The organism is Variovorax sp. J31P179 (genome assembly GCF_030316985.1).
Classification (GTDB): domain Bacteria; phylum Pseudomonadota; class Gammaproteobacteria; order Burkholderiales; family Burkholderiaceae_C; genus Variovorax; species Variovorax ginsengisoli_B.
This window is the reverse complement of sequence record NZ_JASZYL010000006.1, coordinates 188623-202868: the sequence shown is the minus strand read 5'-3', so window position 1 is coordinate 202868 and position 14246 is coordinate 188623. Positions and strand designations below refer to the sequence as shown.

General features: G+C 66.6%; 12 protein-coding genes. 6 read left to right on the top strand and 6 right to left on the bottom strand.

Annotated elements, in window-relative coordinates; all coding sequences use genetic code 11:
• Positions 1-5: 5 nt before the first annotated feature.
• The 5 genes from QTI17_RS17375 to QTI17_RS17355 form a co-directional block, all read right to left on the bottom strand.
• A complete protein-coding gene (locus QTI17_RS17375; protein ID WP_286534679.1) occupies positions 6-1229 on the bottom strand; it encodes a Wadjet anti-phage system protein JetD domain-containing protein in 1224 nt (407 codons plus the stop codon).
• 2 nt (positions 1230-1231) lie between these two features.
• Positions 1232-4909, bottom strand: a complete 3678-nt coding sequence (locus tag QTI17_RS17370; protein ID WP_286534678.1) for an SbcC/MukB-like Walker B domain-containing protein — start codon at positions 4907-4909, stop codon at positions 1232-1234.
• Complete coding sequence (locus QTI17_RS17365; RefSeq protein WP_286534677.1) at positions 4906-5586, bottom strand: DUF4194 domain-containing protein; 681 nt, start codon at positions 5584-5586, stop codon at positions 4906-4908. Before QTI17_RS17365 ends, QTI17_RS17370 begins: the two co-directional genes overlap by 4 nt.
• An 8-nt stretch (positions 5587-5594) precedes the next feature.
• Positions 5595-7046, bottom strand: a complete 1452-nt coding sequence (locus QTI17_RS17360) for a Wadjet anti-phage system protein JetA family protein (protein WP_286534676.1) — start codon at positions 7044-7046, stop codon at positions 5595-5597.
• Between the two features lie 120 nt (positions 7047-7166).
• Entirely contained in the window at positions 7167-8303 is a 1137-nt protein-coding gene (locus QTI17_RS17355) for a Fic family protein (RefSeq protein WP_286534913.1), read from the bottom strand.
• A gap of 160 nt (positions 8304-8463) precedes the next feature.
• Between QTI17_RS17355 and QTI17_RS17350 the strand changes: the two genes are divergently transcribed.
• On the top strand, positions 8464-8646 hold the full coding sequence (locus tag QTI17_RS17350; RefSeq protein WP_286534675.1) for a hypothetical protein: 183 nt from the start codon (positions 8464-8466) through the stop codon (positions 8644-8646).
• 15 nt (positions 8647-8661) lie between these two features.
• Here the strand turns inward: QTI17_RS17350 and QTI17_RS17345 are convergent, their stop codons facing one another.
• Positions 8662-9579, bottom strand: a complete 918-nt coding sequence (locus QTI17_RS17345) for a YicC/YloC family endoribonuclease (RefSeq protein ID WP_286534674.1) — start codon at positions 9577-9579, stop codon at positions 8662-8664.
• Positions 9580-9670: 91 nt separating this feature from the next.
• Between QTI17_RS17345 and QTI17_RS17340 the strand changes: the two genes are divergently transcribed.
• Genes QTI17_RS17340 through hemW form a run of 5 tightly spaced genes read left to right on the top strand, consistent with a single transcriptional unit; the run spans position 9671 to position 14243 of the window.
• Positions 9671-10678 (top strand): serine/threonine protein kinase, encoded by a 1008-nt coding sequence (locus tag QTI17_RS17340; RefSeq protein ID WP_286525262.1) that lies wholly within the window; start codon positions 9671-9673, stop codon positions 10676-10678.
• Positions 10675-11580, top strand: a complete 906-nt coding sequence (locus QTI17_RS17335; protein ID WP_286534673.1) for a PP2C family protein-serine/threonine phosphatase — start codon at positions 10675-10677, stop codon at positions 11578-11580. The genes QTI17_RS17340 and QTI17_RS17335 overlap by 4 nt, the downstream gene beginning before the upstream one ends.
• A gap of 38 nt (positions 11581-11618) precedes the next feature.
• Positions 11619-12347 carry a ribonuclease PH gene (rph, locus tag QTI17_RS17330; protein WP_286534672.1) on the top strand — a complete coding sequence of 243 codons (729 nt, stop codon included), beginning with the start codon at positions 11619-11621 and terminating at the stop codon, positions 12345-12347.
• Positions 12348-12378: 31 nt separating this feature from the next.
• Positions 12379-12984 carry an RdgB/HAM1 family non-canonical purine NTP pyrophosphatase gene (rdgB, locus tag QTI17_RS17325; RefSeq protein ID WP_286534671.1) on the top strand — a complete coding sequence of 202 codons (606 nt, stop codon included), beginning with the start codon at positions 12379-12381 and terminating at the stop codon, positions 12982-12984.
• Positions 12981-14243 (top strand): radical SAM family heme chaperone HemW, encoded by a 1263-nt coding sequence (gene hemW / locus QTI17_RS17320; protein ID WP_503011072.1) that lies wholly within the window; start codon positions 12981-12983, stop codon positions 14241-14243. Before rdgB ends, hemW begins: the two co-directional genes overlap by 4 nt.
• The last annotated feature ends 3 nt before the right edge of the window (positions 14244-14246 follow it).

Here is a 14246-nt window from a genome sequence, read left to right as displayed (position 1 = left end):
GAACCCTAGACGTTGGGCAATCCGATTCTGTGACAGGGATCGATGCTCCCTTGATACGCTTCAAGGTCGAAGGCCTCCTGGTCCAAGAAGCGGCCGCTCTGGCGCATCAGCGGAAGCAGGTGTTCATCGGCGTGGCTGCAGCCGGTCCGACCAGGGTCGATCTGCAATTCCTTGCCCGCTTGATCCGGCGCGTGACCGCCACCGTGTGCCAACGCATGGGCGAGGGCATCGTAGCCCCGTACCCAGGCTTGTGCATTCGGAAAGACCTCGCGCAGACTGGCAAGGATCTGCATGCCGGCGAAATCGAGGTCGCCGAAGAAGCACACGGGGCAATCGCCGTTTTCGAACAGCCATGCTTCGATCTCGCGCAGGGTCAACGGGGGTGGAGTCGATGCGCGCACATACAGCCGACAGCTCTCGCGCATGCGCAGGCGCCTGGCGCTGCCCTTGAAGCCTGCTGCATAGACGAGGAGGCTCCGGGCCCACTCAGGCCCGCGCCGATCGGCCATGCGCTCGAAGCTGACCAGGTTCTCGATGAAAAGAACCTCCTCGAACACCGGCGTCCCCTCGGGCAGCGCAACGAGAAGCTGGATCGGCGCCTCGCTGAACTGCCCAGGTGCGGCGCCCATCAGGCGCAGCAACTCCTCCCGGCTGTCCAGCACTTTGGAGCGTCCCTGGAAAACCTGTGCCGATGCCTCGCGCAAGCGCATCGGACGCTTTGATAGGCACAACGCGCGCAAGGCGTCGAGGCTGCGCGTCGCTTCTTCGAGGGGCAAGCCCTCGACCGGCGTCAACGGACTTCTTGCCAGGTAGTCGAGAACGGCGTGCGGGTCCGTTGGCACTTCGGAGCTCGGCTTGGCCCAATGGGCCGCCAGATGGTCCAGCCATTGCCGTTGCCAGCGCCGGGCCTGCGGCGTGTAGCCAGCCCAGGCGGAGAGCGCCTCGAAATCCTGCAATTCGAGCCGGGGATTGCGGTCGGTGAAGCCAGCAAAGTCCCGGGGCGGGTTCAGTCGCATCGCTACCCAGCCGGTGACGCACAGGTCCTCCAGCAGCATCAGCCAGAGCTGCAGGATCTCGGCGTCGGCCTGCGCGTACAGTTCCGGCGCCGATCTGCGATCCAGCGACAGGCGAACCGGACCTGTGCCCGTGCTGCGCTCGGCCTTCTTCAGCAGATCCACGGCCAGACGCTGCAGGAAAGGGTGAGGCTGCACGGAAGCGGTGTGCGACATGGTCAACCTGGCGATCCCGCGTCAGGTGCGGCGGTCCCCAGCGCCTCTCGAGCCCACCGGTGCTCGGCCTCATACGCGGCGCGGGCGGCTTCGCGCGCCTGGGCCGCATGGGCATCCCACAGCCGGGCCAGCGCCTGGCGGTTCAGCGTCTTTTCCTGCGCTTCGCTGATGAAGAGCTCTTGCCCACCGCGATTGGCCGTGACCTTCGAGAACGTGAACTCCTTGTCGAACTCGGGCTTGACGGCGCCCGACTTGGAGGTGGGCATGGCGACCACGAGTTGCAGGCCCAGGGTTTGCGACAGAAAGCGCAGCACGCTGCGCGAACGCGATTCGTCCATCTTGGAAAAGGCCTCGTCGCTGAGCATCAGACGAAGCGCAGGAGATTCCCGCCGCTCGCGACCGAAATGACCCAATGCATGGGCCAGCACGGCCGAGCGCACAACGTAGAACGGCGTCTCCAGTTCGCCACCCGAACCCGTGCCCCAGGTCGATAGCTTCGTCTGTCCGACCGGACTCGTGCGCACGATGTCGTAGCGGCGATAGTTGCGGTAGTCCGCAAGTTCCTTCAGTGCGCGTTCGCTGGCGCCCTGGTCGTTGGAAAGCAGCAACCTGCGGATCTCCTCCGCCGTCGCGCGCTGTTCTTCGTCGAGCCGGGTCGATGCGAAGATCGAGCCGCGTTCGCGCTCGAGTCCTTCGACGACGCCTTCGACCGCTTCGAAGAACTCGTAGACTTTCTTCATGCGCGGGATCCAGTCCCATTCGAGCGTGAAGGTGTCGCTGCCGAAGCGGATGCCCTGCAAATGGCGATTGAGCCGCTGCAGCGTGACCGCGCCCTGCTTGACGTCGTCCCGCAGCTTGAAGCAGAAGCTGCTGGTGAAGACGTGATTGAAACTGGCTTCGGCTTCCTGCAGCGACTTGGCGTTCTCGGCCAGCCCAATGGCGCGTTGGCGCTGTGTCTGCTCCGAAATGGCATGGCGGGTCATGAACACGAGGGGCAGCAGCTCGTCCAGCCGGTCGATGCTGCGCGGCGGGTCGGTCCAGGCGAAGCGCTCCGCGTCATCGCGCGCGCCGGACAGGTAGGTGCCGACCGCCTGCGCTAGTTCCCGCAGCGTGCGAGGAAGGTTGTCGCGCAGCGTCTGTGCGCGGTGGCGCAGGGCGTCCAGGCTGGTTTCGGATTCGGTCGCCAGGGCGTCGGCGTCGGCCAGCAATTGCGAGGCCGTGGCCAGCTCGGGCGCTGCGCCGGCGAAGCGCGATGCCCAGACCGCGGCGTTGGTGCAATCGATATCCAGCGCGGGCAGGCGGGCACTGAGTTCGGACTCGCGTCGATGCAGGCCGCCGAGCGCCTGCTTGGCGGCACCCACTTGTTCCGTCTCTTCGCCTTGCTGCGTCCTGACGGCGGCGATTCGGGCGTTGAGATCGATACCTTCCTTCAGCAGCGCTTCGATGGAGGACAGGTCCAATGCCTTCAGCGCTTGTTCGGCGTGGGCATGCTGAACCTGGCTTTCCAGCACGGCCAACAGAAGCGGCGTCAACGGCGTGAAGGCGGCGCCGTTGAACATGCGCGCCACCAGGCCGAGCGACAGGCGCAGCGCCTTCAGCGTCCCGGTCTCGTGTGCCAGGCGCCGCAACTCCTCCTCGCACCATTCCCGGCGCCGCTGGCGGGCCGCCTCGCCGAAGGCCAGCTCGCCGTCCGACGCCCGGCACGAGAACATGCCATAGCCGCGACTGCCCAGGCCTTGCTCCATCAGTCCCTGCGGGGTGCGAGCCAGTTCGTCTTCGCTGTCGACCTTGCGCACGCGGCCGTACTGCGCCATCAGGAAGGCGTTGGCCACCGAATGCTTGCATTGCAGCTCGTGCAGCACCGCGCGGGCCTCGAGCTGACGGCCTTCAGTGTCGTCCATCGCCTTGCGGCCTTGCACCACCTTGGGCGAGCGCACGGGATAGCGCTGCTTGACCAGCCGAGCGCAACGCGCTTCCAGCCCAGCCTCGACGATGATCGCGAATCGATCGCCTCCCATGTAGCCCTCGATCGCGTTCTGCCAGCGTGTGCCGACGCGGGGCTCGACCAGTTGCGCCAACAGGTGCGGATGGGCCTCGGGCAGTTCGCGTTCGATCAACGCCACGGCGTCATGCGCTTCGCGCGGCCCCAGGCTCCGTCCGGTCTGCAGCAGGCGCAGTTCGGCATCGCGCTGCTCGGCTTCGTCGTCCATCGTCCTCAATCGGATGCTCACGTCGGCCAGCGCCTGCACCACGGCGCTCTGTACCGAGCCCTCGCCCTCATGGATGCCCCGCTGCAGCGCAGCCAGGTGGATATCGAAGCTCTCCAGTTCGAAGGCGGGCAGCTCGACGTCGAGTTGCGCGTCGCGCGCGTAGGCCTTGGCCATGGCGGGCCAGGGCGCGAGCACGGCCGTGGCCGCCGGGCGCAGGCGCGCCACGGCTGTGGCCAGCGCGGGCACGGTGGACAGATCGAGCGCCAGCAGCTGTTCGAGCTGCGCCACCATCGCACCGATGCCACGCGCGGCCTCCTGCACGCGGGACCAGTGCAGCCGGAACTGGTCGGCCTGCAGCTGGATCTGGTTGTCCAGCATGGCTTTTTCTCGTGCGACGTCGCTTTCTTCGAGCCGTTTGTCGACCAGCTTCAATTGCTCGCGCAGCTGCGTCTCCTGCGCTTCCAGTGAAGCCAGCTTCTCCAGCAGCTGCGCCTGACGCTTGTCCTGCGCCGCGATCTGGCGCTGCACCGACTCCCGCTCGTCTTGTGCGTCACTGCGTGCGCGCAAGGCGTGGGCGATGGTCGTCACGACGAAACGGCGTGATTCGTCCAGCGCGTTCTGGGCACTCTCCGAGGCGGCTTTCAGCCGTTCGAGGTTCAACGCCAGCCGATCGGCCTCCGCCTTGAGTGCGGCGATCGAGCGCATCAGTTCGCGCATCTTGTCCAGGTCGCGGCTGAAGTCGTGCGGCTCCAGGATCTCGTCGCGCACCAGATCGTTGACGTTGCCCAGTTCCTTGTAGGCCATCGCCCGGACGATCGACTTCGCGGCGCGCACGGCGTCGTTCTCGCCGACCGCGGTCTTGCCCATCAGCGCGCCATACAGGTGCTGCAGATAGCCGCCCTTGTCCGGGAAGCGCTGCACCACGGTGTCCTTGCCGGACCGCAGCCGATGCTGCAGCTCCACATAGAGTTCCTTGAGGGACAGCGGCGATCTTGGGAGCGACTCGCCCGTGCGCCGGGCCAGGTGCTCGAACGACAGCGCCCGGCGCACGATGAAGAACTGGGGCGTGCCTTGCAGCACGGCGCGCCGCGCGTCCTCGAACGCCTCGACCCCCACCAGCGCCGTGAACGGTTCGGCTTGCTCGCCGGCGCCTTCCGAGGCTTCGAACACGATGCCGGCATAGCTGCTGGAGCGCGAGCGCAGGAAGACGCCGTCGGCCTGCTGGCCAAGAGCGTAGGCGGCCAGGGTGCGGGGCTCCTTGCCGCCGCGCCTGCTCTGCGTCGATTCGTCCTGGCCGATGTTGAACTGCACCAGATGCTGGTGCGCGGCGGTCAGCACGGTCTGGATGGCGTCGAGCAGCGTGGACTTGCCGGAGCCCGATTCGCCGGTCAGAAGCACCGTGTCGGCGAACAGCCATTCGCGGTCCTCCAGCGATCCCCAGTGCCAGGTCAGCAACTTTGCGATCTTCATGCGGTGCCTTCTTCTTCGTGTGCCGCCGATGGCAGATCGCGCCCGGCCAGGCGCAACGCATCCTCCAGCGCCTCGTCACTGACGAAGCTCATGACCGGCCGCAGCACCGCCAATCCCATCTGCATGTCGCCGGCGTCGTCGCCTTCGATGAAATGCACCACCCGATGCTTGCGCAGATCGCGCAGCAGCGCCATGCGCTCCGTGACGGATACCGGCAACCGATGCGCCAGCAGCGACACCACCGATTGCGACAGTTCTTCCAGGCTGATGGCCAGGCGCTCGTCCACCAGCGGACGCCGGCCGGTGAGCGCTTCGGTGTAGAGGAAGCGCAGTGCGATCACGGCGGCGACGAAGTCGCGAGACAGGCGGGCGCGCAACTTGCGCACCCCATCTTCTTCGTCACCCGCACCGCTTTCGCCGGGCGGATATAGACGCAGCAGACGCGCATCGGTGTCGTGGACAAGGACGAAGCCGATGCAGCTGAACCATTCGCGCAGGAGTTGTTCGCATTGCACCGCGTCGTCGTACAGCGCCGCTTCGGGTCGCGAATAGTCGCGCCAGAGCACGCCTCCGGCCATCAGGCGGCCAGCCAATTCGCCGAAGCGCGCAGGCTTGATGTTGCCTGCACCTTCGGTGCTCAGGCGCTGTTCGATGAACTGGGCGATCGACTGCAGCATGATGGGCGTCAGTGTGATGGTGGCGGCTGCGATGCCTGTGCATCGGCCTCCAACTCGTAGTTGTCGGCTCGGAAGAAGGCGTTGTGCATCTGGTCGGCGGTCTTGCGAGCCCGCATGAGCCGCCGGCCCTCGGTCGAGCGCGCCGCGCCCACGGCATGCAGCACACGGACGGCGTCCGCAGCCGTCGCCACGGGGAGCGCGGCCAGCGTCACGGGGCCGTTCGCCAGATAGGGCAGCAGGCCGCGCAGCACGTCCTGGTCGCTGAAGGCAAAGGCTTCGGCTTCGGCGCGGCGCAGGGCCGCGTTCAATCGGCTCTTATCGTCCACCACCAGCGGCGCCTGCTCGGCCTGGGCTGCCTCGCGGTCGCGAACGGTCCAGCGCAGCACGCCGCCCGGCAAGCGGACTTCGCTGGTCGCCAGACGTTCGGCCAACGCGTCGAGCAGGAGGTCGTGTGCGGATGCCGGCCGGTCCTTGAGCCAGGCCATGGTACGACCCAGTGCCGATTCGGCGCCGTAGTCCAGCGACAGGGCCTGGCGCAGCAGGCTCGTGAAGCGGCGCACGTAGTTGTTCATCTCCGAGCGCAGCATCGGAAGCTTGAGGCCGCAGGCGGCCTCGACCATGCTTTCGATGCGGTCCGCGAGCCACAGCGTGGGACTGCGGTCTTGCACTTCGCGTTCCAGCCACGGCGCGAGTTGCAGCAGGTTTGCATCCGTCTGGATGCGCAAGTCGTCGGCCAGGGCGCGAACTGCGTCCAAGGTCTCGACGATCTGCCCGCGATGACGCTCGGCAGAATCGGCCACCAGGCGGACCGCGTATTCGCGGGCGAAGCGCTTTTCGATGAATTCGTTGAATTCGCCCCAGGCGACCTTCTGCTCAAGCGCCTCGCGCGTGAGGCTCTGGATCAGGTTTCGAAAATACTCGATGTCGTCCTGCAGGTCCTGCACCACACGGCTGGCGAACTCATGGGCGTCCAGGAGCTCGTCCGGATCGCGTGTGGCGAGGAAAGCCGCCAGCGCTTTGCGTGCCGAACGCATGTTGCGCTGGCGCGTCTTGGCGCGCGAATCGTCCAGGTTCGCGAAGGTCTCGCTGAAAGCCTTGCCGGCCCGGCTGAGCTTCAGTGTCGGCCTCAGGTCGATCGGATCCCGATAGTCGTCGAGCCAGCCGTGCTCCTTCAGCTTGCGCAGCAGTTCGCCGGCGTAGCTGCGTTCTTCCTCGGCAGGTACCGCTCGTCCTTCATCGAAGGCCAGCGGCCGCAAGGCGGGATCGGTCAGTGTTCGCAGGATGACTTCCAGCACGACCTCCCGTGTCAGCGCTTCGGCATAGTCGGCGTTGGCGCCATGGACTCGCTCGTGCAGATGCCGGAGCACGACCGCGCACAACTCGCGGTTGTCATGGACGAGCGGGCGAAAGAAGTGCTCGCGGGGAGGGGCGAAAAACTGCACGACCGGTCGGGTATCCATCAGACGTCCTCTCCATGGCTTCATCCGCCAAACCGGAAAGGGTCGCGCGCGCCTCGGTTGCAAGGTCGGCTGCAGCGATGGATATGTTCGACTCCCCAATCCCTGGTCGGATTTTTTGCATCATAAGTCGCTCGCCTTGCCCCTTTTCGCTTCCCCGTTCGCAATCAGGTCCGATGCCGATGCCGATGCCGATGCCGATGCCGATGCCGACGCAAACGCATACCAGGCACCTCGGCCCGCCCCGTGAGCCGCAAGATGACCGCGTTCCACGAGTGCCCGGAAATGCTGTTTGAGCGTGTTTCGATTGCCGCCTGTGAGCCGAAGCGCATCGGCCATCGTGATGCGCCCGTGTTCGCGTGCGAACTCGACGATCTGCAAGGAGAGATCGGGCAGCGGGGCCAGGATCAGTTTTTCGCGCTCGACCTTGCGATGGAGGCGGCGTACCTGTTCCGCCAACGCGCGCAGAAAGAACACGAGCCAGGGCTGCCAGTTCGGAGACTCGGTCCGGATCGTGCCTTGCGTCTGCCGCAGGGCAAGGTAGTAAGCCTCCTTGCTCAACTCGATGACACTTTCGAGCGAACTGTAGGGCACGTAGGCGTAGCCGGCTTGAAGCAGCAACAAGGTGGTCAGCACCCGGCTCAAGCGTCCGTTGCCGTCCTGGAAGGGGTGGATTTCCAGAAAGACCACGACCCAGATGCCGACGAGCAGCAGTGGATGCAATCGCGCTGCGTCGCGTTCCTCGTTGAACCAGGTCACCAGCTCGGCCATGAGCCGTGGCGTGTCGAAAGGCGTCGCGGTTTCGAACACCACGCCCAACGACTTGCCGTTCTCGTCGAACGCGACCACGCTGTTCGTGGAGTTCTTGTAGTTGCCCCGGTGCCAGGCGTCCGTGTCGCTGTACGTCAGGAGGTCGCGGTGCAGTTGCTTGATGTGGTTCTCGGTCGGCGCGATGTGCTGCCAGGATGAAAAAACCAACTCCATGACCTCGGCGTAGCCGGCCACTTCCTGCTCGTCGCGAGTGGCGAAACACTTGATCTGCAGGTTGGACAGCAGGCGCTCGACCTGCTGGTCCGACAGCTTGCTTCCTTCGATGCGGGTCGACGAACCGACGCTCTCGATGGTGGCCACGCGACGCAATGCCGACAGTCGGTCCGGCGCCAGTGTGCCCAGTGCGCGCCAGGCGCCCTTGAACTCATCGACACCTGCGATGAGGTTCAGGATTTCAGGCGTGATGCGGACAGCTTCAGCGGAGATCATCTCCAATGTTATGTCCATTTACACCCAATTGGCGAATTTGGCACCCAATGACACCCATTTTCGACTTCGAGTTCAGCAGGAGGCCTGGCTGGTCGCAGCGGACATCGGCTGCTGATCAGATTCGACTGGGAAGTCGAACACTTGGCCGCGGATTTGCGCGTTGCGACGCAGACGCAGCCGCAAGCGCCTGAAACGGTGCGGCATCAGCGCCAAGATTCAGCCGTGGCTCTTCGACGGCGTGGCCATCGTCGATCCGGAGTTCGAGCCGCGCCGGACTCGTCGAATCAGTGTTCGCCGCCTGGTCGAAGCGGCGATCCATCAGCGAACATGGAACTTCGGCTGACGCCCCGCGCGGCCCTCACTCGATGTTCTGCACCTGCTCCCGCATCTGCTCCACCAGCACCTTCATGTCGACCCCGATCCGGGTCATCTCCAGCATGGCCGACTTCGAGCCCAGGGTGTTGGCCTCGCGATGCAGCTCCTGGATCAGGAAATCGAGCCGCTTGCCGATCTCGCCGCCCTTTTTCACCAGCCGCTCGATCTCGTCCAGGTGCGAATCCAGCCGGGTCAGCTCTTCGGCGACGTCGATGCGGATCGCGAAAGCGGTGGCTTCCGACAGGGCCCGGTCCTGCGCCGCCTCGGGCGCGGTGGCGCCGGCGGCCAGGCCCATCGCCTCTTGCCAGCGTTCGAGAAAGCGGGTGCGCTGCTGCTCGACCAGCTTCGGCACCAGCGGCAGGGCCTGGGCCGCCAGCTTGCGCAGCTGGCCCAGGTGGTCCAGCAGCATCTTGGCCAGCCGGGCGCCTTCGCGTTCGCGCGCCGCCAGCAGGGCCTTCAGGGTCTTTTCGGTCAGTTCGGTGAGGTCCGGCCCCAGGTCGCCGCGCGACGCCGAATCGCCGGCCGCCAGCCGCAGCACGTCGGCCACGCTGAGGTCGCGGGCGCTCGGCAGCCAGGACTTGATGTTGTCCTGGACCCCGTTCAGGCGCTGCAGCAGCTTGGTCGACGGATCGGCGACGCCGGCGCTGGCGGTGTTCTCGAAGGCCACCCGCAACTCGACCTTGCCGCGCTTGAGCTGGCCCGTGAGCAGCTCGCGCAGCGCCGGTTCGTGCTGGCGCAGCTCCTCGGGAAGCTTGAAGGTGAGGTCGAGGAATCGGCTGTTGACCGAGCGGATCTCGACCCCGAGGCGACCCGTGGGCTGGGGCCTGGCTTCGGCGTCGGAGTGGCTGCCTGTGGGGCCGTTCTGGCCGCTGGCATAGCCGGTCATGCTGTAAACTGGCATCGCGCCTCGCTGTGGTTTGTTTGCGTTTCACCGAGGCCTCGGCACCGCGTTCGCTTGCCGCACCATCGCCTTCGGGCGAAACTCCCGGATTATGTCAAAGGTCAAACCGTCGCCCCTGCTTCCCGACACGATGATCGGAGGCTACCGCGTCGTGCGGCGGCTGTCCGCCGGTGGCTTCGGCGTCGTCTACCTGGCCGTCGACACCAGCGGCCAGCAGGTCGCCATCAAGGAATACCTGCCTTCGTCCCTGGCCACCCGCGGCACCGGCGAGCTGGCACCCCAGGTGCCGCCCGAGAAGCTCTCGCTCTACCGCCTGGGCCTCAAGAGCTTCTTCGAGGAAGGCCGCTCGCTGGCCCAGATCTCGCACGCCTCGGTGGTCAGCGTGCTCAATTTCTTCCGCGAGAACGAGACCGTCTACATGGTCATGAACTACCTGGAGGGCGCCACCCTGCAGGATTTCATCGTCACCGCGCGCGACCTCAAGAAGCAGAAAGTATTCAGGGAGTCGACGATCCGCTCGCTCTTCGACGAGATTCTGCGCGGCTTGCGCATCGTTCACCAGCACAAGATGCTGCACCTGGACATCAAGCCGGCCAACATCTTCGTCACCGACGACGACCGCGCCGTGATGATCGACTTCGGCGCCGCCCGCGAGGTGCTGTCCAAGGAGGGCAACTTCATCCGCCCGATGTACACCCCCGGCTTCGCCGCCCCCGAGATGTACCGGCGCGATTCGTCGATGGGCCCCTGGACCGACATCTATGCCATCGGCGCCTGCATCTACGCCTGCATGCAGGGCTATCCGCCCAACGACGCCCCCCAGCGCATCGAGAAAGACCGTCTCGGCCTGTCGCTTTCGCGCCTGCGCGGCATCTATTCCGACAACCTGATCGAGGTGGTCGAATGGTGCATGTCGCTCGACCCGCTGTCCCGTCCGCAGTCGGTGTTCGCGCTGCAGAAGGAGCTCAGCCGCGAAGGCGAGCGCCGCTACACCAAGCTCACGGTCGGCGAGAAGGTCAGGCTTTCCATCGACAACATGCGCTCCTTCGAAAAGAAGGGGCTGCCCAAGGCCGCAGCGCCCACCACACGCCCCGCATGAAATTCTCGGTATTCCAGGTCAGCCGCAAGGGGGGCCGCCTCAAGAACGAAGACCGCATGGGCTACTGCTACACGCGGGAGTCCGGATTGTTCGTGCTGGCCGACGGCATGGGCGGGCACCCCGAAGGCGAGGTCGCGGCCCAGCTCGCGCTGCAGACCATCGCGGCGCTCTACCAGCGCGAGGCGCGGCCGGTCGTCAAGGACGTCAAGGCCTTCCTGACCGCCTCGGTGATGGCCGCGCACCAGCAGATCATGCGTTATGCCGGCAACAAGGGCATGCTCGACACGCCCCGCACCACCGTTGTCGCGGCCGTCATCCAGGACAACGCCGCCAGCTGGATCCACTGCGGCGATTCGCGGCTCTACGTGATCCGCGACGGCGAGCTGCTGACCCGCACCCGCGACCATTCGCACGCCGAGCGCCCGCGCGCCAATGCCGGCCCCGAGGCCGTCAACCGCAACCTGCTGCTGACCTGCCTGGGCTCGCCGACCACGCCGCTGTTCGACGTCTCGGCGCCGCTGCAGCTGCAGCGCGGCGACCGGATCATGCTGTGCTCGGATGGCGTCTGGGGCGTGCTCGACGACAGCGTCATCGTCCACATCCTCTCGTCCGGCAAGCCGGTGTCCGACTCGGCGCCCGACCTGGCCGAGATGGCGCTGCGCAACGGCGGCGCCCACAGCGACAATGTCACCTTGATCGCCCTCGAATGGGAAACCCCCGACGCGCCGGGCCAGAAGCGCGGCGTGTCGACCGACAGCATCAGCGACGGCGTTTTCGCCTCCACCATCCAGGCCGGCATGCCTTCCGACAGCGAGCTCGACGATCTCGACGACGACGCCATCGAGCGTTCCATCGCCGAGATCAACGAGGCGATCAAGCGCTCGGCGGCCCGCAAGACCTAGTCTCCGTCTTTCATTTCCCCCTTTTCCCCATTTCCACGATGACAGTTTTCGTTCGAAGCGCCGGCCGTGCCGCCGACCAGCTGCGCCCGGTGCGCATCACCCGCGGCTACACCATCCATGCCGAGGGCTCGGTGCTGATCGAGTTCGGCCAGACCCGCGTGCTGTGCACCGCCTCGGTCGAAGAGAAGGTGCCGCCGCACAAGCGCGGCAGCGGCGAGGGCTGGGTCACGGCCGAATACGGCATGCTGCCCCGCGCCACCCACACCCGCAGCGACCGCGAAGCCGCCCGCGGCAAGCAGAGCGGCCGCACGCAGGAGATCCAGCGTCTCATCGGCCGCTCGATGCGCGCCGTGTTCAACCTGGCGGCGCTCGGCGAGCGCACCATCCACCTCGACTGCGACGTGCTGCAGGCCGACGGCGGCACCCGCACCGCGGCCATCACGGGCGCCTTCGTGGCCGCGCAGGACGCCGTCGACAAGCTGCTGGCCGCCGGCAAGATCCAGGCGACGCCGATCCTCGGCCACGTGGCGGCGATCTCGGTCGGCATCGTGCAGGGCACGCCGCTGCTCGACCTCGAGTACATCGAGGACTCGGCCTGCGACACCGACATGAACGTGGTCATGACCGGTGCCGGCCACTTCGTCGAAGTGCAGGGCACGGCCGAAGGCGCGGCTTTCACGCGCGACGAGATGAACGCGCTGCTGGCCCTGGCCGAGAAGGGCATCGGCGAGCTGACCGTGCTGCAGACGCAGGCCCTCGCCGCTTGAGGATCGACCCCGCGCACCCGCGCCCCGTGACATGAAACTGGTACTTGCTTCCAACAACGCCGGCAAGCTCGCGGAGCTGCAGGCGCTGTTCGCGCCGCTCGGCGTCGAGCTGGTGCGGCAATCCGAACTCGGCGTCGGCGAGGCCGAAGAGCCTTTCCGCACCTTCGTCGAGAACGCGCTCGCCAAGGCCCGCCATGCCGCGGCCATCACCGGCCTGCCGGCGATCGCCGACGATGCCGGTCTGTGCGTCGACGCCTTCGGCGGCCTGCCGGGCGTCGACACCGCCTATTACGCGACGCAGTTCGGCTACGAGAAGGGCGACGCCAACAACGTGCGCGCCCTGCTCGAGCAAATGGCCTCGGTCGACAACCGCCGCGCCGCACTGGTCAGCACCCTGGTGGCGCTGCGCAGCGCCGACGACCCCGAGCCGCTGATCGCGGTCGGCCGCGCGCCCGGCGAGATCACGCGCGAGCGCATCGGCGACAACGGCTTCGGCTTCGACCCCGTGATGTTCCTGCCGCAGTTCGGCAAGACCTTCGCCCAGCTGCCGACCGACGTGAAGAACGCCAACAGCCATCGGGGCCAGGCCGCCCGGGCGATGCTGGCCCTGATGCGCGAACGCTGGCTGTCGTCGTGAGCATCGTCATCCCGATCGCTGCCGGCGCCGAAGAGGCGGCCGCGGGCGCGGCCGGCGCCAACGACGTGCTGCATCTGATGCGGCCCGGCCCGCTGCAGCTGGCGGCGCTGCCGCCGCTGTCGCTCTACGTGCATCTGCCCTGGTGCCTGCGCAAGTGCCCCTACTGCGACTTCAATTCGCACGAATGGCGCGGCGGCGGCAGCAGCAGCGACGCGCTGCCCGAGCAGCGCTACATCGATGCCCTGGTGGCCGACCTCGACGCCGCGCTGCCGCTGGTGTGGGGGCGCACCGTGCACACCATCTTCATCGGCGGCGGCACGCCCAGCCTGTTCTCGCCGGCCGCCATCGACCGCCTGATCGGCGACCTGCGCGCGCGCCTCAAGCTGGCGCCCGACTGCGAGATCTCGCTCGAGGCCAACCCCGGCACCTTCGAGCGCGACCGCTTCCGCGCCTACCGCGCGGCCGGTGTCACGCGGCTGTCGGTCGGCGTGCAGAGCTTCAATGACGAGCACCTGAAGGCGCTCGGCCGAGTGCACGACCGGGCCCAGGCCATCGCGGCGGTCGAAGAGGCGGCCGCGGCTTTCGACACCTTCAACCTCGACCTGATGTACGCGCTGCCGGGCCAGACCCTCGAAGGCCTCGACGCCGACCTGAGCCAGGCACTGGCGCTGGCGCCGCCGCACCTGTCGGTGTATCACCTGACCATCGAGCCCAACACCTACTTCGCCAAGTTCCCGCCCACGATTCCCGAGGACGATGCGGCATACGAGATGCTCGATCGCATCACGGAACGCACCGCCGCCAACGGCCTCCAGCGATACGAGATTTCGGCCTACGCCCGCACGGGCCATGTCTGTGGACACAATTTGAATTACTGGCAGTTCGGCGATTACCTCGGAATCGGCGCCGGCGCCCACAGCAAATTGAGCTTTGCGCACCGGGTGGTGCGGCAGGTGCGGTTCCGGGAGCCACGCCTGTACATGGACAACGCGATCGCCGGCCGGGCGGTGGCGCAGAGCGAGGAGGTCGGGATCGCTGCGTTGCCTTTTGAATACATGCTCAATGCCCTGAGACTCAAGGATGGGTTTAGGCTTGCGGAATTCGGCGAGCGCACCGGCCTGGCCATCACCAGCATCCAGCGCGGGCTGGAGGAGGCCGAGCGCAAGGGATTGATCGAACGGGATCTGGCCCGTGTCTGGCCGACGACGCGCGGCTTCGACTTTTTGAGCGACCTGCAGTCCATCTTCCTGCCGGACTGAGGG